Raw genomic sequence first — 20,096 nt, forward strand, 5'->3', positions numbered from 1 at the left:
GAAACAAGGAAACAAGGAACATGACCCCCGAACGACTCAAGCTGGTCGACAGCGTGCAGGCGATCAACTGGAACCGCATCCAGGACGACAAGGACCTCGAGGTCTGGAACCGTCTGGTGAACAACTTCTGGCTGCCCGAGAAGGTGCCGCTGTCGAACGACGTGCAGTCGTGGAACACGCTCACCCCGGAAGAGCAGCTGCTCACCATGCGCGTGTTCACCGGCCTCACGCTGCTCGACACGATCCAGGGCACCGTGGGCGCCGTGTCGCTCATCCCCGATGCGATCACGCCGCACGAGGAGGCCGTCTACACGAACATCGCGTTCATGGAGTCGGTGCATGCGAAGAGCTACTCCTCGATCTTCTCGACGCTCGCGTCGACGAAGGAGATCGACGAGGCGTTCCGCTGGTCCACCGAGAATCCGAACCTTCAGAAGAAGGCGCAGATCATCATGGACTACTACCAGGGCGACGACCCGCTCAAGCGTAAGATCGCCTCGACGCTGCTCGAGTCGTTCCTGTTCTACTCGGGCTTCTACCTGCCGATCTACTGGTCGTCGAAGGCCAAGCTCACCAACACGGCCGACCTGATCCGCCTCATCATCCGCGACGAGGCCGTGCACGGGTACTACATCGGCTACAAGTTCCAGAAGGGTCTCGAGAACGAGTCCGACGAGCGCCGCCAGGAGCTGAAGGACTACACGTTCAACCTGCTGTTCGAGCTCTACGACAACGAGGTGCAGTACACGCAGGACCTCTACGACGGCGTCGGTCTCACCGAGGACGTCAAGAAGTTCCTGCACTACAACGCCAACAAGGCGCTCATGAACCTCGGCTACGAGGCCATGTTCCCCTCGACCGTCACGAACGTGAACCCGGCGATCCTGTCGGCTCTGTCGCCGAACGCCGACGAGAACCACGACTTCTTCTCGGGGTCGGGCTCGTCGTACGTCATCGGCAAGGCCGAGGCCACCGAAGACGACGACTGGGACTTCTGACCCCGGGAGTCACCGCCCGCGCATCGCGCACCACGAACCCGCCCTGAGGACAACCGTCCGCAGGGCGGGTTTCGTCATGTCGCCGGGTAACTCTTGACACCGGCATCCGCGCTCCTTACTCTCGTCATGTACATAGTTGTTCATAGACAAAGGAGTCGCTGCGAATGAAGATCGCAGTCGTCGGAAGCTACGGCGCCGGCCTCACGATGCGGGTGCCGAGCGCGCCGGGTCCCGGCGAGACGCTGACCGGGGGTGAGTACGCCGAAGGCCCCGGGGGTAAGGGGTCGAACCAGGCCATCGGCGCCGCCCGCCTCGGCGCTCAGGTCTCTCTGCTCACGGCGATCGGGAACGACGCCTTCGGGGTCGCCGCCCGCCGCCTCTGGGCATCTGAAGGCATCGATGCCTCGCAGGTGATCACGGGAACGCGCCCGACCATGGTGGGATTCATCCTGGTCGAGCCGTCGGGGGAGAACCGCATCAGCATCGCCCCGGGTGCGCTTGACGAGCTGGGTGCCGCTGACGTCCGCCGCTTCGCGGACGAGATCGGCACCGCCGACATCCTCGTCGTGTCGATGGAGATCCCGGAGACCGCCGTGGTGGAGGCGCTGCAGGTGGCACGCGAGCGCGGCACCCGTACGTTGCTCAACCCCGCCCCCGCTCGCGCTCTGCCCGACGATGTCTGGGCGCTCATCGATGTCATCACGCCGAACGAGACGGAGGCCCCGATCCTGCTCGGCCTTCCGTCCGACCACGGCCTCGGCGACGAAGAGCTCGTCGCAATGCTGCGCGACCGCACCGGGGGTGCGGTGATCCTGACCCGCGGCGGCGCCGGAGCTCTCCTTGCGAGCGACGATGGCACCGCCATGATCGATCCGCTCCGCGTCGACGAGGTCGTCGACACCACCGGAGCGGGGGACGCGTTCACCGCGGCTCTCGCGGTCGCTCTCGCCGGGGGCGCGTCGCTCGACGACGCTGCACGCTTCGCCGCCCACGCCGGCGCGCACGCCGTGACGGTCGAGGGGGTCATCCCCGCGCTCCCGACACTCGCTCAGCTGCCCCGAATCCCCGTCCACTCGATCGGAGCCTCCTCATGACCGCCACGAAGACCGTCGCCGCCCCTCTGCGGTTCGACCCGCGCAAGCTCCTGCACGCCCGTGAGGCGGGCGTCTTCGCCGCCCTCGTGTTCCTCTTCATCCTCGGAGCCGTGCTGCAGCCGAACTTCGCGCAGAGCGGCAACCTGCTGTCGGTCGGCCAGCAGATCTCGCAGATCGGCATCATGGCCATCGGCGCCACCTTCGTCATCATCAACGGCGAGATCGACCTGTCCGTCGGTTCGATCTACGCACTGTCCGCTATCACCACCGGAATGGCCATCACCGCCGGCGTCGGCTGGCCGTTGGCGATCGTCATCGGGCTGGTCATCGCCGTCGGCGCCGGCCTCCTCAACGGCCTCGCCGTCGTGCTCCTGGGTGTGCCCAGCTTCATCGTCACCCTCGGCAGCCTCAGCGTGTTCCGCGGACTTGCTCTTCTCATCTCCGATGGCGCTCCGATCTCGCTGTCCAGCGAGCAGGCGGGCGTGGCGGAGTTCACGCTCATCGGGCAGGGGCGGCTCTTCGGTGTCGTGCCGATGCAGCTCATCATCTTCGCGGTGATCGCCGCTCTGGGTATCGTGCTCCTGTCGCGCTCGCGTCTCGGCTTCAACACGTATGCAGTCGGCGGCAATCCGGAGGCGGCCCGCCTCGTCGGCATCAACGTCAAGGCCGTCAAGCTCACCGCATTCGTGCTGTCGGGCCTCACCGCAGGCATCTCCGGAGTGCTCGGCCTCTCGTTCCTGTCGTACGTGCAGGGCGTGACCGGCACGGGTCTCGAACTCACGGTCATCTCGGCCGTCATCATCGGCGGCGCGGCGCTCTTCGGCGGCTCAGGCACGATGTGGGGCACCGTCATCGGGGTCGCGTTCATCGGGCTGCTGCAGAACATCCTGAACATCAACGGCATCTCGTCGTTCTGGCAGACCGTCGTCACCGGTCTCGTCATCGTGGCGGCCGTAGCGGCGGACACCTGGCAGCGACGCCGCAAGACGAGGGCCTGACCCGCGCGGGTTTCGCCCCTCCTCCTCCGCCATCCGCACGTATCCCGACCCGGGTGGCGCGAGGCCCCTCGGGGTGCCCCCACGGTCGCCCCTCCATGCAATCGGACACTGACAAAGGAGTATCGATGTCCCTCACTCGAATCGCCCGGCGCTTCCTCGCCACGGGCGCCCTCGCGGTCACCGCCGCCCTCGCCTTGAGCGGCTGCGGTGCCATCACCGCCGGCAACGACGCCTCTGGCAGCGACGGCGGCTTCCAGCTCGCCGACTACATCCAGAAGCGCGTCGACGACGGCGAGCCCCTGCGCATCAAGCTCAGCTACCACGACCCCTCCCTCGCATTCGCGACGCCCATCTCGGCGGGCATGGAACGCGCAGGCGACGAATTCGGTGCCGAGGTCCAGTTGATCGGACCGACGGGAGGAGATGCCGCGAAGCAGGTCTCCGAACTGCAGACGCTCATCCAGCAGCAGTCGGTCGACGCGCTGGCGGTATCGAGCTCCTCTAGCGACGCTCTCAAGCCGGTCATCGCGCAGGCCTACGACGCGGGCATCCCGATCATCTCGTTCAACACCGACAACCCCGGGTCCGAGCAGATGGGCTTCGTGGGGCAGGACCTCAAGGCCTCCGGCCAGGCGCAGGCGGAGGAGCTCCGTTCGGTGCTCGGCGAGGGCGTGACCGGCAAGGTGGTCGTCTTCTCGCTCGACACCGGAGCGGGATGGTCGCACGACCGGTTCAGTGGTTTCGAGGAGGGACTCGAAGGAGCCGGGCTCGAAATCGTCGGCCCCGTGAATGTCGGGAATGAGCCGAACGCCGCCTACAACACCGTCGAATCGACGATGTCGGGCCAGTCCGACGTCGTCGCGATCGCGGGCCTCGACTGCTGCAGCACCACTGCCGCGGCGAAGTGGGTGCAGCAGAGCGGAAACACTGGGGCCATCACGATGGTGGGGTTCGACCTGCTTCCCCAGACCGCGGACTTCGTGAACAGCGGCGTCATGGCGTTCACGATCAGCCAGAACCCCGAGGAACAGGGCTACCAGGCGGTGAAGGTGCTGTACGACTTCCTCACCGAGGGCACCGAGATCACGGGCGTCGACACGGGCGCTCAGTTCATCACGCTCGACAACATCGGCGAAGCGACGGTGGAGGGCTGATGTCCGGGCTTCCTCCGCTCGCCGTGCGCATCGAGCACCTCAGCCGCAACTTCGGCCCGGTGGTCGCTCTGCACGACGTGAGCTTCGATATCACCGAGGGCGAGATCACGGCGCTGCTCGGCGAGAACGGGGCGGGCAAGAGCACTCTGCTCAAGATCCTCGCCGGACTGCAGCCGCCGAGCGGAGGAAGCGTCACCGTCTTCGGGGAGCAGGTCGCGTCTTTCGAACCCGCCAGTATGCTCGCAACCCACGGGATAGCGATCGTGCCGCAGGAGCTGTCGCTACTGCAGGACCGGACGGTGGCGGAGAATATCCTCTCCGGCATCGAACCCGGCAACCGGCTCTTCCCCTCTCGCCGACGGATGCTCGCGCGGGCGGTCGACCTCCTCGCCGAGCTCGACCTCCGAATCGATCCCGGCACGGCGGTGCGCACGCTCGACCTCGCGGCCCAGCAGCTGATCGTCGTCGCCCGATCGATCGCGCGCGACTGCCGAGTACTCATCCTCGACGAGCCGACGGCCATGCTCACGCCCGCCGAGTCCGATCGGCTCTTCGCCCTCATGGACACGCTCAAGACCAAGGGCACCACCATGGTCTACGTCTCGCATCGGATGCCGGAGGTGTTCCGTCTGGCGGACCGCATCGAGGTGTTGCGCGACGGGCGGCATGTGGCATCCTGGCGTCGCGACGAGGTGACGCCGGAGCAGGCGGTCGCCGCGATGGTGGGCCGGGAACTCGGTCAGTTCGCATCGCGCGCGGACCTCCGCGCCGCCTCCGGCACGGAGGCCCCGTCGGGCAGCCCCGCGCTCGCGGTCCGCGCGCTCGGCGGCAGGCGGCACTCGTCCGTCACCTTCGATGTGCGACCGGGTGAGATCCTCGGCGTCGCCGGCCTGCCGGACAGCGGGCGGGTCGAGCTGCTGCACAATATCTTCGGCGGCGACGGCGGAACCAGCGGCACGGTCGAACTGCTCGGAGTCCCGTACGAGCGCCGCAACCCGATAGCGAGCGTGGAGCGTCGACTCGGCTTCGTCCCGGGCGAGCGTCGCGCGCAGGGGCTGCTCACCACGATGAGCGTCGCAGAGAACGTCGGCGTGCTCACCGCCCGACGGCTCACGACAGCGGGTCTCGTACGGCGCGGCGCCTTCGACCGCAGCGCGCGAGCGCTCGCGGAGCGGTTGCGGGTGAAGACGGCAACCATCGCACAGCCGATCACCAACCTGTCTGGCGGGAATCAGCAGAAGGCGATGCTCGCCCGATGGATCGCGATCGACCCCGTCGCGCTCATCCTCGACGAGCCGACGCGGGGAGTGGACGTCGGCGCGAAGGCCGAGATCTACGAGCAGCTGTTCGACCTCGCCGATCGCGGTGTCGCTGTGCTGTGCTCGTCGTCCGATCTGCCCGAACTGCTCACCATCACGGACCGGATCGTGATCATGGCCGAAGGCAGGGTCGTCGACATCGTCGATTCCGCGCACGCCACCGAGGAATCGATCATGGCCGCAGCCACCGGTGCCGTCGTCTCGTCGGCGACCGCCGGGTGACATCCCCCCACACATCGCAAGGAGAAGACATGAAGCGACACGGCATCCTCAACGCCCCCCTCAGCGGCGCTCTCGCCACGCTCGGACACACCGACCTGATCCTCGTCGTCGACGCGGGGTTCCCCATCCCGGCTGACGCCCACCGCATCGACCTGGCCCTCGCGGAGAACCTTCCCGACCTGCGGACCGTCCTCGATCTCATCGCCGAGGAGATCGTCGTCGAGGGTGTCGTGCGAGCCGACGACGTCGTCACCCACAACCCTCGACTCGACGAGTGGCTCTCCGCGCGTTTCCCCGACGCCGAATTCCGCACGATGACGCATGCCGAGGTCCTCGGTGCGCTCGCCGCCCAGGCGAAATTCATCGTGCGCACCGGCGCCTTCGAACCGTGGGGCAACGTCGGCCTCGTCTGCGGCGTCGACGTGCCCAAGTGGTTCGGCGGCGACGGCGTCATCGCCCCTGACTACTACGCGTCCAAACTCTGAGCACCTTCGCTCGACCCCACTCCAGAGAAAAGAGAACGACAGTGACCGACACCACCGCCACCCCCCTGACCCAGCTCGCCCCGGCCGAACTCGCCCCCTACATCCAGCACACCAAGATCGAGGTCGGGACCACCCGCGAGGAGATGCTGGCGCACGTGCGCGAGACGGTGGAGCACGGCTTCAATGCCGCAATGGTGCCCGCCTCGTGGGTTCCGCTTGTCGCGGCGGAGCTGGCCGGGACCGGCATCGGCATCGCCTCGGCGCTCGACTTCCCGACGGTGGGCGTCATGACCAGCCGGGGGAAGGCGGCGGAGGCCGAGCAGATCGCCCGTCTCGGCGCCACCCAGCTCGACATCGGCGTGCAGGTCGGCTGGTTGAAGAGCGGCATGTACGACGAGTTCCGCGAGGACATCGCTGGCGTCGTCCGGGCCAGCGGCATCCCCGTGAAGGTGATGCTCGAGCTGCCGCTGCTCACCGACGCAGAGAAGGAGGCCGCGGTCGAGCTGGCTCAGGAGGCAGGCGTCGCCTTCCTCAAGAACGCATCGAGCGGGGCGATCGAGACCGCGAATCCCGCCAGCATCCAGTACCTCGTCGATCGTGCGCGTCCCGGCGTGCAGGTGAAGGCTTCCGGCTCCATCAAGAGCTACCCGCAGGCGATCGCCCTGCTGCAGGCCGGTGCGTCTCTCATGGGGACGAGCGCGGGCATCGAGATCATCACCGACACGGGCGACGACGATACCGTCAGCTACTGAGAACCCGGAGCGTCGGTCGGCACCGTCGAATGCGTGCCGACCGACGCGGGATGGGGAAGGATAGGGGCGGACGAACATGACCGACTCACACGCGACACCAGCCATCGACCGCGATGCCCCGGTGGCGATCCATGCGCAGATCTCGGAAGGCATCCGCACGCGGGTGGCGACCGGCGAGTGGCCCGCCCACTACCGGCTGAAGAGCGAGCCGGAACTCGCGGCTGAACTCGGCGTCAGCCGCGGTACGCTCCGCCGGGCACTCACCACCCTGATCGAGGAGGGACTGCTGCGGCAGGTGCGTGGGCGCGGCACGTTCGTCGCTTCGACGACGTTCGAGCCGGCCATCGCGCAGCGGCTCAGCACCCTGTCCGAGGACTTCGCCACGCAGGGTGTGGTGTTCGACACCGAGGTACGTGCGAGTGAGGCGATCGAGCCGCCGCGGCCCGTCGCCGCCCTGCTCGACGTGCCGGCCGGTGGGCAGGTCCTCCGGCTGTCACGCCTGCGGTCCACCGACGGCAACCCCGTGACGCTGCTCACCAATTTCGTTCGCCTCGACCTCGCGCCCGGGATCACGGCGACCGACTTCGCCCAGGAGAGCCTGTTCGGCACGCTGGAGGGACGCTACGGCCTGAAGATCGGGACGGCGCGGCGGACGTTCAGCGCAGAAGCGGCGACGGAGGAGATCGCTGGGGCCTTGCAACTCGAGGTGGGCCAGCCCGTGCAGTACATGCAACAGGTGACCTATCTCACGGACGGTCGCCCGATCGAGTTTTCGGACGTCTGGATCCACAGCGGTCGGCTGCAGGTCACATCGCTGTTGTCCCGTCGCTGAGGCGGCAGGCGTCGACACGGCAGGCGGCGCATGACCGCCCTCCGGCGCCCTCAGGCGGCCGGGAAAGCGCTGATCTTCAGTGCCCGCGCGAGGTGCGCGGCGTTGCGCGCCGACGTGTCGATCGTCTTCTGCACGGGCTCGGGCGTCTCGTCGAGGTCTTTGTAGTCGCCGCCGGCCATCGCCTCGCCGTTCCAGTAGACCGACGACTGCGCGGCGACCGTGTAGCCGACGTCGTTCAGCGCCTGGAACAGGATCGCCGCGATGTGGTGGGCGCCGTCCTCGTTGCCGACGATGCCGGCGATGGCGACCTTGTCGAAGAGGATGGGCCGGCCCTGGTCGTCGGTCTCCGACAGCTCGGCATCGAGACGCTCGAGCACGCGCTGCGCGACGCTGGAGTGCTGGCCCATCCAGGTGGGCGTGACGAAGACGAGGATGTCGGCGGCCAGCACCTTCTCGCGGAGCGTCGGCCACTCGTCGCCCTCGCCCATGTCGGTCTCGACACCGGGGGCGATGGAGAGGTCGACCGCGCGCACGAGGTCGCCGGTGACGCCGTGCTCCTTCAGTGCATCGAGGATCTGCGTCGCCATCAGGTCGGAACTCGAGTCGGCGGGGGAGGGCTTCAAGGTGCAGGTGATCGCGAGGGCGGTGAGTGCGGTGTCCATGGGGCCGATGACACCACGCGCATACCGGCCCGCACAGCCCCTTTCGTCGCCGTGCGGTCTGCGCTAGTCCGCAGTGACGGGTAGTCTGGAGTACGGCCGCTACGACAGGAGACCGCCGTGATCCTCAGCTTCATCTTCTTTCTGATCCTCTTCCTCGGAGGGATCTGGATCATGGCGTTCGCCCAGTCCGCCGAAGACTTCCAGGCGATCATCTTCGTCGCCGGCCTGCTCGTGACGATGCTCTCGCTGGCCTTCGTGATGCGCGAGCGCGGCACGGCCACCCGCCGCACCGACAACTGGTCGGGTCCGTCGACCGACTGACGACACTCCGGCCGCACGCATCCCCCTGCCCGGACAGCCACTGTCACCCTGGTCGGCCCCTCGGGAAGATCAGCTCCGGGATGCTCCGCCACGACGCGCCAGGCGCGCATCGAGAGTCGCCCGTACCGCCGGCCACTCCGGCTCGATGATGGAGTACTCCACGCTGTCGCGCAGCGCACCGTTGCGGTAGCGGGCCACCGCTCGCATCACCCCGTCCTGCTTCGCGCCGAGGCGTTCGATGGCCGCGCGCGACTGCAGATTCACCCACTGCGTGGTCAGGCCCACCCGGAACACGCCGAGCGTCTCGAAGGCGTGCTGCAGAAGCAGGAGCTTCGACTCGGCGTTGGTGCCCGTCCCGTGCGCCGAGGGACGATTCCAAGTGAAGCCGATGTGCAGACGGGGCACGTCGGCGGACAGGTCGTAGTACGAGGTCATGCCGAGCACTCGACCGGAGGCGTCCTCGGCCACGAAGGGGACCATCTCGCCCTTGGCGCACAGCCCCAGGCGGCGGTCGATCTCGGCGGCCATGCCGTCGGGCGACGGCACCGACGTGTACCACGCGGTCTCGTGTAGGTCGCCCTCCCGCACCGCCTCGACGAGTGCGTCGTGGTCGCTCGTCTCGAGTGGGCGCAGCGTGACGAGGCGTCCGCGCAGGGTGACAGGGGTGGGGGCGACGAGGAAGGGCATCCCGCCATTCAATCATCGAGGTGCAGCAGGCGGCGGTACGCCGCGACGAGCTCGACCGTGACGTCGAGGTCGAAGGCGAGGCTTGCGAGGTGAGCGCCCCGACGGCTCTCGGCGTCGGCGTAGTCCTGGGGTGAGATCAGCAGTTGTGCGGCCCAGGCATCCGCCTGGCGCTCCTGCCGCCGGTCGATGAGCGGCTGAGACGCCGGTGCATGCCCGAGGGCGGCGTGGCCGAGTTCGTGCGCGAAGACGCTGCGCGTGGTGCGCCTGCTCATTCCCGGTGAGAGCCGGATGGTGCGGCGCTCGGGATCGAAGCCGCCCCGGAACGCGCCGGGGGCCTCGATCACACGGATGCCCTGTTCCTCAGCGAGCCGGAGGAGCAGCGCATCCATGGTTCTCCTAGTGGTAGAGGTCGTCGGTGTCGCGTTCGTGCGGGACGCTCGAGGTGAACGCGGCTTCGGGGACAGCTTGCACGGAGGGGCGGACATCGGAGCGGGAGCGCAGCGGGGAGACCACCGCCGAGAGGCCGGAGGTGTCGGCGCTGAGGCGTTCCTCGGCGCGTGCGAAGACGAGGTGCGGGGCCACGTTGACGATCGCGCAGACGGTGTACACGACGGGCACGGGAATGGATCGTTTGCCGGTGACGTAGTTGTCGAGCGCGCTGCGGGCGATGCCCGCCTCGCGCGCCATGGCGGCGATGCTGCTTCCGGCGGCGGCGATCTCGGCACGCAGCTGGCGTCCGACGGCAGCGTTGAACTGCTCGGCTGATGTCTTCACCCGAGTCACGATAGCACCGGCCTGCACGCAGTATGCCGTCATTTCAGAGGGTGCGGGCTTGTATGTCGCCAAGCGGGCGGTTACTGTCTTCATGTGACGGCAGATGCTCGACAGGTGGTGGCGCGTGTGATCGTGTCCGCCTTGCGCGACGCCCGGCGCTCGCGGCGCTGGCTCTCCGATACGACCGGCATCGCGTACTCCACCCTACGGCGCAAGCTCCATGGCGATGTCGACCTCAGCGTCACCGATCTCGCGCGCATCGCGGCTGCGCTCGACGTGTCGCCGGCGGCCCTCCTGCCGCGCATCGACTCCACCGGGGAGGTGGCGGGGCCGGAGCGCTGACCCGGGTGCTCCGGCCCATTCTCTCCGGCGTCCGCACCTTCGAGGGCACGGCGCACGGTAGCGTTGCGGCATGAAGACCGTGCCCTTCGGACAGTCCACCGCCCCCGCCATCGTCGCCGGGATGATGCGTATCGCCGACAAAGACGATGCGCAGATCCGCGAGCTCTACTCCACGGCACGCGCCGCGGGGATCGACTTCTTCGACCACGCCGACATCTACGGCGGCCGCATGCACCGCTGCGAGGAGCGCTTCGCCGAGGCTCTCGCGCTCACCTCCGCCGAGCGCGACGAGATCGTGCTGCAGACCAAGTGCGGCATCGTGCCGGAGCATCAGATGTTCGACTTCTCGTACGAGCACATCCTGCGCCAGGTCGAGGGGTCGCTGCGGGCCCTCCGGACCGACCGCATCGACGTGCTGCTGCTGCACCGCCCCGACGCGCTGGTCGAGCCCGACGAGGTCGCGCGGGCGTTCGACGAGCTCGAGGCATCGGGCAAGGTGCGCGCCTTCGGCGTCTCGAACCACACCCCGCGTCAGATCGATCTGCTCCGCACCGCCGTGCGCCAGCCGCTCGTCGCCAACCAGCTGCAGCTGTCGATCACGCACGCACCGATCATCGCGCAGCCCGTCGCCGCCAACATGCTGCGCGAGGATCAGAGCATCGTTCGAGACGGGGGTGGCATCGTCGAGTACTGCCGCATCAACGGCATCACCGTGCAGGCGTGGTCGCCCTTCCAGGCCGGTCTCTTCACCGGGGTCTTCCTCGGCAACCCGGAGTACGCCGAGCTGAACGCCGTGATCGATCGACTGGCGGCGTCCTACGATGTGCCGGCGCTCGCGATTGCGACGGCGTGGATCACACGGCACCCGGCGCAGATGCAGGTCGTGCTCGGCACGACCACACCGCAGCGGGTGACGGATGCCGCCGCCGGCGCCGAGATCGAACTCACCCGCCCCGAGTGGTACGAGCTGTTCCGCGCCGCCGGGCACCTGGTTCCCTGATCCACCTGCCATCGACCGGCGACGCTGCCCTACCCTGAATCCATGCCGTTCCTGTTCTCGTTCCTGGTGATCCTGCTGATGATCACCGCGCTCGTCGACATCATCCGGCGCGACGACGCGCAGGTGCGGTACCTGCCGAAGCTCGCCTGGGTCATCGTGGTGATCCTGCTGCCGTTGATCGGAAGTCTGCTGTGGTTCGGACTCGGTCGCGACTACGGCGATGCGGGCATCCCACTGCCGAATCTGCGCAGAGCGCCGCGCACCGCACCCTCCGCCGGGCCGGCGGCACCACCGGCGCCGCCGCGAGACACGCGCACCACCGAGCAGCAGATCGCAGACCTCGACCGCGAGATCGAGGAGTGGCGACTGCGCGAGGAGATCGAGAAGCGGCGTGCCCAGCGCGAGACCGACGGCGACCACGACGTGAAGGGCGAGGCCTGAGATGGCGAAACGAGCGGTACTCGGCGGCGGAACCGGCTTCCTCGGAACGGCACTGAAGGAGGCGTTGGAGGCCGACGGCTACGACGTCGCCGTGATCGGTCGATCCGGGCCGGATGCCCGCTGGGATGACCCCGCGTCGATCCTCCGGGTCGTCGACGGCGCCGACGTACTCATCGGACTCGCGGGCAAGAGCATCAACGCGCGATTCACCGACGCGAACCGCGACGAGATCCTCGAATCCCGGCTCTCGACCACACGCGCCCTGCACGACGCGGTCTCGCAGGCGGAGCATCCGCCCCGCGTCTGGATGAATGCGTCGAGTGCCGCCGTCTACCGCTACGCCCTCGACCGTGCCCAGACCGAGGCCGACACCGAAGAGGACGGTGGCTTCCTGCCGGACGTGTCGCGCGCCTGGGAGGCAGAGCTGTTCCGTGGCGACCTGCCCGGCACACGACGGGTCGCCCTGCGCATCACCCTCGTGCTCGGTGACGGGCCGGCGACGAACATGCTCTTCCGCATCGCGCGTCTCGGCGCCGGTGGGCCGCAGTTCGACGGCTGGTGGTTCCCCCACCGGCGGTACCGGGGCATCGGGCCGCACCCGACCGAGCCGCGCCAGCCTCTGGGGCGCCGGTCGCACGGACACCAGAAGTTCAGCTGGATCCACATCGACGACGTCGTCGGCGCCATGCGGCTGGTCCGCGACGACGACGGCATCTCGGGTCCGGTCAACCTCTCGGCTCCGGGCGTGATCGACAACCGCGGCCTGATGGCGGCCCTGCGGCGCGTGGTCGGCATGCCCATCGGGCTTCCGTCGTGGCGCTTCATGCTGGAGCCGGCGATGTGGGTCATCCGCGCCGAGCCCGATCTCGTGCTCAACAGCCGATGGATCGCGCCGGGCGTGCTCGACGACGCCGGCTACGCGTGGGTGCAGCCGGATCTCGAGCCTGCTCTGCGCGACGTGCGGGCGGCGAGCCGGCGACGGCGCTCGGGGTAGGCGTCGTGCGTCTTCGCCCGCATCGGGGTGAGGGCTAGGCCGCGCGCGGCGCGTCGAACGACTCGCGGATCGCGTCTTCGAGGTCGGGGTAGGCGAACGTGAACCCGGCGGCGGTGAGTCGCTCCGGCCGCACCCACCGGCTCTTCAGCACCAGTTCGGTCTCGGTGCGGATGCCGATGGCGCCGAGTTCGAGCATCCATCGAGGCATCGGCGGCCCGAACCCGACGCCGAGCACCCGGCGCACGGTCGCCATGAAGGTCGCGTCGTCGACGGGGTGAGGAGATGCGGCGTTGATGGCTCCGTCGAGCGCCGGGGTGACCTCGAGGAAGTCGATGATGCGGGCGACGTCCTCGATGTGCACCCAGCTGAAGCGCTGCGCGCCGCGGCGGGCGCCGGGTAGATGTGCGGTGCCGGCCGCGCGGCGCGCCCGGCTGACCGGCCACGGGCCGTCGTGATGGGCGCCGCCGAGACCGAGACGCGCGAGGGTCTTCAGCGGACCGAGCACGCCGCCGTGGCCGAGCACGATCGCGGAGCGCAGCGCGATCCGACGGGTGGCGGGCAGATCGTCGGCGAAGAGAGCGCCCTCCCAGGCCTTCGCCACCTCGACGGAGAACCCCGTCCCCAGCTCGCCGCCCGATTCGGTCATCGGGCGGTCCTCGGCATGGCGGTAGATCGTCGCGGTCGACGAGTTCACCCACAGCGGCGGCGGGGTCGTGGCCCGGGCGATCGCCGAGCTCAGCGCCGCGGTGGTGTCGAGCCGGGATCGGAAGATGGCCGCGCGGTTCTCGGGCGTGTACCGGCAGTTGACGCTCTTGCCGGCGAGCCCGATCACGAGCGAGGCACCGTCGACTGCGCGGTCGATCGCACTCTGGTCGCCCCAGGCGATGTCGGCGCCGGAGCGCGAGATCGTGATGACGTCGCGCCCGGCGGCGCGCAACCGGGGGATCAGGTACTGGCCCATGAAACCCGTGGAACCGCCGATGACGACGGGGCCGGCGGGAAGCGGTGCGGGGTCGGTCACGGGGTCTCGCTCTCGATCGCGTATTCGAAGAAGCCGGTGTACTCGTAGACGCGCCCGAGGAGCGGAGCGTCGATCGTCATGTTCACGTGGTGGCGCTCGCGCTCGGTGTCCCAGCGTTCGACGAGACCGAGACGGATGCCCAGCGCCGGGGGAACCGCGACGCGCAGGCCGCCGAACCGCAGGCCGACGCGGCGCACCGTCAGCACGACCGCGCCGTCGCGTGCGTCGATGTCGAAGGTGCACACCACGGTGCGCCGCGGACCGATCTCGGTGCGGAGAACGCGACCGGGGAGGAGCGTGACCGTGTCGGTCATCGTCCAGGTGCGCCCGGGGAGTTCGAAGTGCCGCACCGACACGGTCTTGCCGTTCTGCGTGCGGTTCTCGATGCGGAACGGCACGTCGCGCTCGCGCCCCGCGAAGGCCACGCCCAGACGCTCGGCGACGAGGAAGACGGGTCGAAGCCACCGGTGCGGAGAGCCGGCGCGGGTGAACACGCCCGTGCCTCTCCCGACCCGGCCGTCGGGGATCGTGCGGAAGTACCAGGCGGTCTTCGGATGCAGCTCGGCCAGTCGTTCGCCGAGTGCGCGCTGATACGGCGAGTCCGAGGCGGCATCCGGAGCGGTCACCCGCTCACCCTACTGGACCGGCCCGTCCTCGCCGGTCGGCGCCGTCCGCGCCTCAGCCGCGGACGGCGGCGGCCACCCGCGCCTCGACGTTCGCCGGCGAGAGCACTTCGCGGGTGACCATGATCGCGGCGCCGAGCACGGCGGCGCGCTCGCCGGTGGGGGACTGCACGATCGCGAGATGCTGCGTGGCGAGCGGGATCGAGCGCCGGTACACGACCTCGCGCACCCCCGCGAGCAGATGCTCGCCGGCGCGGGCGATGCTTCCCCCCAGGACGACGATCGACGGGTTGAGCAGGTTGACCACGGTGGCCAGCACCTCGCCGACGTCGCGGCCGGCCTGGCGCAGCGCCTCGATCGCGGCGGTGTTGCCGCTGCGCACGAGTTCGGTGACGTCCGCGCTCGTCTCGGCGTCGATGCCCTGCGCGCGCAGGGTCGCGGCGATGGCGCTGCCACTCGCGAGGTCTTCCAGGTCGCGCTCCTCGTCGGCGGCGTGCGTGGACTCGGCGGAGTGCGGCACGCGCACGTGCCCCATGTCGCCGGCCGAGCCCTGCGCGCCGCGCTGCAGCTGGCCGCCCGCGATGATGCCCGCGCCGATGCCGGTGGCCACCTTCACGAACACCAGGTCGGTGGTGTCGGGGAAGCTCGTGGCCTGCTCGCCCAGCGCGAGGATGTTGACGTCGTTGTCGACCAGCACCGGCACGTCGAAGGTGCGCTGCACGTAGGCCGGAATGTCGAAGCGGTCCCACCCGGGCATGATCGGCGGGTTGTAGGGGCGGCCGGTCGAGTGCTCGACGGGGCCGGGCACGCCGATGCCGACGCCCACGAGGGCGCTCGATTCGACGCCGAGATCGCGCAGCAGCGCCTCGGCGTCGGCCAGCGTGCGGTCGAGCACGGTGCTCGGGCCGCTGGCGATGTCGAGCGGATGCGTCGTCGAGGCGAGGATGCGTGCGCCGAGGTCGGCGATCGCGACGGTGGCGTGCGAGGCTCCGAGGTCGACGGCCAGCACCAGGCCGGCGCGGGGGTTGAAGGCCACGCGCGACGGTGGGCGCCCGCCGGTCGACGCCGCTTCGCCCGCCGCGACCAGGAGGCCGGCGGAGAGCAGGGCATCGACGCGGGCCGAGACGGTGGAGCGTGCGAGCCCGGTGAGGTGCACGAGGTCGGCCTTGGTGCGGGCCTGGCCATCGAGCAGCAGGTGGAAGATGTCGCCCGTACCGGTCGAGGCGGGCGCGGAGGCGCGATCGGCGTCACTCATGAGCGTCAGTAAACCACAGGACTTCCGATGCCCTCGCGATGGCTAATGAATGTCGAAAGAAAAACTTATGACGAAGCACTAGCAAAAGGTTGTCGAGTCGTGTCAGAATCATCGACATGACAACGGACGTCACCACAACCGGCGTCGGGACGATCCGATCCGGATTCCTCGGCGGGGGCTTCATGGCCCACGTGCACAGCCGCGCCGCTCGCGCCGCCGGTGCCACCACGGCCCTCCTCGCCAGCTCCTCCGCCGCTCGAGCGCAGGCCGCCGCCCACGATCTCGGGATCGAGCGCGCGGCCGCCGACATCGACGAGCTCCTCGCGGGAGACATCGACATCGTGCACGTCTGCACCCCGAACGCCACGCATGCCGCCCTCGCCATGGCGGTGATCGACGCCGGCATCCATGTGATCTGCGAGAAGCCCCTCGCGACGACCGCCGACGACGCGCGCGCCCTGGCTCGCGCCGCCGCGGAGCGCGGGGTCGTCGCCGCGGTCCCGTTCGTGTACCGCTACCACCCGATGGTGCGCGAAGCGCGTGCCCGCGTGGCCGCCGGAGAGATCGGCGACCTGCTGACCGTCGACTGCGGCTACCTGCAGGACTGGATGCTGCTTCCCGACGACGACGACTGGCGGGTGACCTCGGCAGACGGCGGGCCCTCCCGCGCCTTCGCCGACATCGGATCCCACCTGTGCGACCTCCTGGAGTTCGTGGCGGGAGAGCGCATCGTGCGCCTCACCGCCCGCACGCGCCGCGTGTACGACGAGCGCGGCGGCCGGGCGGTCACGAACGAGGACGCGGTCGCGATCCTCGTCGAGATGGCCTCCGGCGCGATCGGCACCCTGCTCGTCTCGCAGATGTCGGCCGGCCGCAAGAACGCCCTCACGCTCGAGCTGCACGGCGCACAGGCCAGCCTCCGCTTCGATCAGGAGCGGCCCGAGGAGCTGTGGGTGGGGCAGCGCGACGGCAGCCGCCACCTGTTCCGCGACCCGCTCACCGCGCATCCGGGGATCGCCCGCTTCTCCCGCGTGCCGGCCGGCCACGCCCAGGGCTACCAGGATGCGTTCAACGGGTTCGTCGCCGACGCGTATGCGGCCGTGCGCGGCGAGCAGCCGGACGGACTGCCCACGTTCGCCGACGGCGTGCGGGCGGCGCAGCTCACCGAGGCCGTGCTCGAGGCATCCGCCGCCCGGCGGTGGGTCGACACGCCGCACTGACCCCAGGCGCACCCGACTTCCTGATTCGACGAAGACAGAAGGAAACACTCCATGACGGACACATACGACCTCGTGATCGTGGGCACCGGACCCAACGGCGCGATCATCGCGAACCAGGTGCGCCAGGCGAAGCCCGATGCGCGCATCGTCGTGGTGGAGGCCGGTCGCCGCATCACCGACGTGCCGGGCGAGCATCTCGTCGAGGCCGACGAGTCGGCCATGAACGCCTCGTACGACGACCTCATGCGCCGCGCCCGGCAGATCGAGTACGTCAAGGATGCCGTGTCGATGAGCGCGATCGAGGGCGACGGCTGGGATCCGGAGTCATCCGGCGTGTTCCCCGCCGCGTTCTTCGGGCACAACTTCGCCGCGTTCCCCGGTGCGTCGATCTCGTGGAACATCGGCGGCATGGGCGTGCACTGGACCGCCGCGACGCCCTGGCCCTACGCCGAAGAGGTTCCCGCCTTCCTCCCGTCCGAGGAGTGGGACGCCGACCTCGAGACGGCGCGCGGGCTGCTGCGCACCTACGTCGGCCCGCTCGTGGCGGGCGTGCACAACCCCTTCGAGCAGCCGCTGTTCGCAGCTCTCCGCGAGGCCGTGCCCAGCCCTGACCCCGACCGCGAAGCCGGCTTCATGCCCATGGGCGGAGCGCCGCGCGTCGGCGAGCCGTTCGCGCGCACCGGCCCCCGTGACATCGCGCCGTTCGTCTTCGACGGCAGCGACCCCGCGGTCGAGCTGCGCAGCGGGGTTCTCGTGCATCGGATCGAGCACGCCGACGGCCGCGTGACTGGGCTCGCTCTGCGCGACCTCGTCACCGGAGAGGAGACGACGGTGCGGGGTGCGCAGGTGCTGATCGCCGGAGACGCGCTGCGCACGCCGCAGCTGCTGTGGGCCTCGGGCATCCGTCCCGCCGCGCTCGGCGCGTACCTCAACGAGCACGCCACGATCGACGGCGAGGTCGACATCGATGCGTCGCGCTTCGGGCTCACGGATGCCGACATCATCGAGCCGCCGAAGGGCGAGCCGTTCATCGGCTCGTTCTGGAGCCCGTCGATCGGCGCCTCCCGGCCCGCGCACGGTCAGCTCATGGAGCGCGTGTACGAGGGACGCCACAAGCTCAGCGTCGGCTGGTACTGCGCCACCGAGATCCGCGCCGAGAACCGCATCGAGTTCTCCGACGAGCTGCAGGACGCGCTGGGCATGCCGCACATGACCGTGCACTTCTCGTACTCCGACGCCGATCTCGAAGAGATCCGCCGCACCCAGGAAGTGCAGCGGGCCGCCGCGAACGCCATCGGCGACTTCCCGACCGACGACCGCGCCGTACAGCCCCCCGGAGCATCCCTCCATTACACCGGCACCGTGCGCATGGGGACCGCCGACGACGGCACGAGCGTGGTCGACACCGACGGCCGCGTGTGGGGCTTCGACAACCTCTTCCTCGCCGGCAACGGCGTCATCCCGACCGCGCTGACCTGCAACGCGACGCTCACCGGAGCCACCCTCTCGGTGCGCATCGCGCGCGCGGTCGCCGCTTCCCTCTGACCCTGCACTACCCACACCATCAAGGAGATGATCGCGATGCACTTCCACCCTTCTTCGCGACGCCGGGCGACGATGCTCGGAATCGCGCTGGTCGCATCCAGCGCCCTGGTCCTGACCGGCTGCGGCCGCGGTGACGACTCCGGCGGACCCGCCGCAGGCAGCGACACCACGGTCGACGACAAGCCGGCCACCGGCACGCTCGAGATCTGGACGCAGGGCGCCGACGGCGCCGAGCTGCCGCAGATGTTCGAGGAGTTCCAGAAGGACAACCCCGACGTCGAGATCAACATGACGCAGATCCCCGAGGCGGAGTTCGCGTCGAAGATGACCGCGGCGATCACCGCGGGCACCGTGCCCGATCTGATCTACGCGTTCACCGAGACGCAGTCGTCCCTCATCGCGACCGGCGGCTTCGACTCCGTGCCGGATGGGCTCGTCGACCCCGACGACTTCTTCGAGGTCATCTGGGACAACTCGGTCTACGACGACGTGGCGTACGGGGTGCCGTGGTACGCCTACGCCGACATGGTGATCTACCGCACCGACCTCGCCGAAGCCGCCGGTGCCGAGGCGCCGACCGACTGGGACAGCCTGCGCACCTTCGGCGAGGACCTGAAGGCATCCGGCGTGGAGTGGCCGCTCGCGCTGTACGCCGCCTACGACTCCTACACCGCCCGGCAGCTGCTGACCTTCGCGAAGCAGAACGGCGGCGGCTTCATCAACGACGACCTGACCGAGTGGACCATCAACTCGCCCGAGAACGTCGAGGCGCTGGAGTACTGGGCCGGCCTGATGGCCGACGGTCTGGCCTCGCCAGACGGCCCGGCGTTCCTCGACACGGTCTCGTGGTCGACCACCGGCAAGAACGCGGCGATCATCGACGGCGGGCCGTGGTTCGTCGGGTGGTTCGACGACGCGAACGGCGAGGGCTGGGCCGACGAGCACCTGGCGCTCACCACCATGCCGGTCGGCCCCGACGGCGACGCCGCGACCACGGTCGGCGGCGGCAGCTGGTTCGTCCCGTCGGATTCCGAGAACAAGGACGCCGCGTGGAAGTTCGCGCGCTTCATGTCGGAGCCGGAGAGCCAGGTCAAGTGGTTCGAGATCTTCAAGAACATGCCGGCCGTCAAGGCCGCGTGGGAGGACCCCACGCTCGCCGACGACCCGCTGCTGCAGACCGTCGAGGCGGGTCTGGAGACCGGTGTGACCCTGCCCAAGGTCTCGACCTGGAGCCAGGTGGGCACCGTCATCGGCGAGCAGATGGAGAAGGTCGTCCGCGGCGGCGTCTCGGCCCAGGACGCGCTCGACGCGGCCCAGGCCCAGGCGGAGTCGATCGGGATGGGCGACTGACACCCAT

At 69.3% G+C, this 20,096-nt stretch carries 23 protein-coding genes; 16 read left to right on the top strand and 7 right to left on the bottom strand.

Translation table 11 applies throughout. The annotated features are described in order from the left end of the window. The first annotated feature begins 20 nt into the window (after positions 1-20). The 8 genes from nrdF (at position 21) to AC3A3J_RS07050 (ending at position 7,854) form a co-directional block, all read left to right on the top strand. Positions 21-998: a class 1b ribonucleoside-diphosphate reductase subunit beta gene (gene nrdF, locus AC3A3J_RS07015; RefSeq protein WP_487671587.1), complete on the top strand. Its 978-nt coding sequence runs from the start codon at positions 21-23 to the stop codon at positions 996-998. Positions 999-1,162: 164 nt separating this feature from the next. Next, positions 1,163-2,092 carry a ribokinase gene (locus AC3A3J_RS07020; RefSeq protein ID WP_487671588.1) on the top strand — a complete coding sequence of 310 codons (930 nt, stop codon included), beginning with the start codon at positions 1,163-1,165 and terminating at the stop codon, positions 2,090-2,092. Next, the gene (locus AC3A3J_RS07025) at positions 2,089-3,090 is read left to right on the top strand and encodes an ABC transporter permease (RefSeq protein WP_487671589.1); all 1,002 of its coding nucleotides are present in this window, start codon (positions 2,089-2,091) and stop codon (positions 3,088-3,090) included. The genes AC3A3J_RS07020 and AC3A3J_RS07025 overlap by 4 nt, the downstream gene beginning before the upstream one ends. A gap of 125 nt (positions 3,091-3,215) precedes the next feature. Beyond that, complete coding sequence (locus AC3A3J_RS07030; RefSeq protein WP_487671590.1) at positions 3,216-4,244, top strand: sugar ABC transporter substrate-binding protein; 1,029 nt, start codon at positions 3,216-3,218, stop codon at positions 4,242-4,244. Beyond that, complete coding sequence (locus AC3A3J_RS07035) at positions 4,244-5,785, top strand: sugar ABC transporter ATP-binding protein (RefSeq protein ID WP_487671591.1); 1,542 nt, start codon at positions 4,244-4,246, stop codon at positions 5,783-5,785. The genes AC3A3J_RS07030 and AC3A3J_RS07035 overlap by 1 nt, the downstream gene beginning before the upstream one ends. Positions 5,786-5,814: 29 nt before the next feature. Beyond that, on the top strand, positions 5,815-6,270 hold the full coding sequence (rbsD, locus tag AC3A3J_RS07040) for a D-ribose pyranase (protein ID WP_487671592.1): 456 nt from the start codon (positions 5,815-5,817) through the stop codon (positions 6,268-6,270). 41 nt (positions 6,271-6,311) lie between these two features. Next, positions 6,312-7,022 (top strand): deoxyribose-phosphate aldolase, encoded by a 711-nt coding sequence (gene deoC, locus AC3A3J_RS07045; RefSeq protein WP_487671593.1) that lies wholly within the window; start codon positions 6,312-6,314, stop codon positions 7,020-7,022. Positions 7,023-7,143: 121 nt separating this feature from the next. Beyond that, positions 7,144-7,854, top strand: a complete 711-nt coding sequence (locus tag AC3A3J_RS07050) for a GntR family transcriptional regulator (protein ID WP_487671594.1) — start codon at positions 7,144-7,146, stop codon at positions 7,852-7,854. A gap of 50 nt (positions 7,855-7,904) precedes the next feature. Here the strand turns inward: AC3A3J_RS07050 and AC3A3J_RS07055 are convergent, their stop codons facing one another. Then, positions 7,905-8,516 carry a flavodoxin family protein gene (locus tag AC3A3J_RS07055; RefSeq protein WP_487671595.1) on the bottom strand — a complete coding sequence of 204 codons (612 nt, stop codon included), beginning with the start codon at positions 8,514-8,516 and terminating at the stop codon, positions 7,905-7,907. A 117-nt stretch (positions 8,517-8,633) separates the two neighbouring features. Here AC3A3J_RS07055 and AC3A3J_RS07060 point away from each other — a divergent pair, with 117 nt between their 5' ends. Further along, positions 8,634-8,837, top strand: coding sequence for a hypothetical protein (locus tag AC3A3J_RS07060; RefSeq protein WP_487671596.1), 204 nt, complete (start codon positions 8,634-8,636; stop codon positions 8,835-8,837). A gap of 69 nt (positions 8,838-8,906) precedes the next feature. Here AC3A3J_RS07060 and AC3A3J_RS07065 read toward each other — a convergent pair whose 3' ends face one another. From AC3A3J_RS07065 to AC3A3J_RS07075, 3 genes are read right to left on the bottom strand one after another with little or no spacing between them, the layout of a single operon-like run. After that, positions 8,907-9,524: a GNAT family N-acetyltransferase gene (locus AC3A3J_RS07065; protein WP_487671597.1), complete on the bottom strand. Its 618-nt coding sequence runs from the start codon at positions 9,522-9,524 to the stop codon at positions 8,907-8,909. 8 nt (positions 9,525-9,532) lie between these two features. Beyond that, on the bottom strand, positions 9,533-9,913 hold the full coding sequence (locus AC3A3J_RS07070) for an ImmA/IrrE family metallo-endopeptidase (protein WP_487671598.1): 381 nt from the start codon (positions 9,911-9,913) through the stop codon (positions 9,533-9,535). A 7-nt stretch (positions 9,914-9,920) separates the two neighbouring features. Continuing rightward, entirely contained in the window at positions 9,921-10,298 is a 378-nt protein-coding gene (locus AC3A3J_RS07075) for a helix-turn-helix domain-containing protein (protein ID WP_487671599.1), read from the bottom strand. 93 nt (positions 10,299-10,391) lie between these two features. Here AC3A3J_RS07075 and AC3A3J_RS07080 point away from each other — a divergent pair, with 93 nt between their 5' ends. The 4 genes from AC3A3J_RS07080 to AC3A3J_RS07095 all read left to right on the top strand — a co-directional run bounded on the left by AC3A3J_RS07080 (position 10,392) and on the right by AC3A3J_RS07095 (position 13,075). Next, on the top strand, positions 10,392-10,640 hold the full coding sequence (locus tag AC3A3J_RS07080) for a helix-turn-helix domain-containing protein (protein WP_487671600.1): 249 nt from the start codon (positions 10,392-10,394) through the stop codon (positions 10,638-10,640). A 70-nt stretch (positions 10,641-10,710) separates the two neighbouring features. After that, a complete protein-coding gene (locus AC3A3J_RS07085) occupies positions 10,711-11,640 on the top strand; it encodes an aldo/keto reductase (protein ID WP_487671601.1) in 930 nt (309 codons plus the stop codon). Between the two features lie 42 nt (positions 11,641-11,682). Continuing rightward, positions 11,683-12,081, top strand: coding sequence for a PLD nuclease N-terminal domain-containing protein (locus AC3A3J_RS07090; RefSeq protein ID WP_487671602.1), 399 nt, complete (start codon positions 11,683-11,685; stop codon positions 12,079-12,081). A gap of 1 nt (position 12,082) precedes the next feature. Next, complete coding sequence (locus AC3A3J_RS07095; protein ID WP_487671603.1) at positions 12,083-13,075, top strand: epimerase; 993 nt, start codon at positions 12,083-12,085, stop codon at positions 13,073-13,075. 34 nt (positions 13,076-13,109) lie between these two features. Here the strand turns inward: AC3A3J_RS07095 and AC3A3J_RS07100 are convergent, their stop codons facing one another. Genes AC3A3J_RS07100 through AC3A3J_RS07110 form a run of 3 tightly spaced genes read right to left on the bottom strand, consistent with a single transcriptional unit; the run spans position 13,110 to position 15,974 of the window. Next, a complete protein-coding gene (locus AC3A3J_RS07100; RefSeq protein WP_487671604.1) occupies positions 13,110-14,096 on the bottom strand; it encodes an epimerase in 987 nt (328 codons plus the stop codon). Then, positions 14,093-14,722: a DUF4166 domain-containing protein gene (locus AC3A3J_RS07105; protein ID WP_487671605.1), complete on the bottom strand. Its 630-nt coding sequence runs from the start codon at positions 14,720-14,722 to the stop codon at positions 14,093-14,095. The genes AC3A3J_RS07100 and AC3A3J_RS07105 overlap by 4 nt, the downstream gene beginning before the upstream one ends. 52 nt (positions 14,723-14,774) lie before the next feature. Next, positions 14,775-15,974, bottom strand: coding sequence for an ROK family transcriptional regulator (locus AC3A3J_RS07110; RefSeq protein WP_487671606.1), 1,200 nt, complete (start codon positions 15,972-15,974; stop codon positions 14,775-14,777). Between the two features lie 116 nt (positions 15,975-16,090). Between AC3A3J_RS07110 and AC3A3J_RS07115 the strand changes: the two genes are divergently transcribed. From AC3A3J_RS07115 to AC3A3J_RS07125, 3 genes are read left to right on the top strand one after another with little or no spacing between them, the layout of a single operon-like run. Further along, a complete protein-coding gene (locus AC3A3J_RS07115; RefSeq protein WP_487671607.1) occupies positions 16,091-17,194 on the top strand; it encodes a Gfo/Idh/MocA family protein in 1,104 nt (367 codons plus the stop codon). Positions 17,195-17,245: 51 nt separating this feature from the next. Beyond that, complete coding sequence (locus AC3A3J_RS07120) at positions 17,246-18,739, top strand: GMC oxidoreductase (protein WP_487671608.1); 1,494 nt, start codon at positions 17,246-17,248, stop codon at positions 18,737-18,739. A 27-nt stretch (positions 18,740-18,766) separates the two neighbouring features. Further along, positions 18,767-20,089 carry a sugar ABC transporter substrate-binding protein gene (locus AC3A3J_RS07125; protein ID WP_487671609.1) on the top strand — a complete coding sequence of 441 codons (1,323 nt, stop codon included), beginning with the start codon at positions 18,767-18,769 and terminating at the stop codon, positions 20,087-20,089. Positions 20,090-20,096: the final 7 nt, after the last annotated feature.

The sequence above is a fragment of the Microbacterium sp. Soil_N32 genome, from assembly GCF_057655505.1.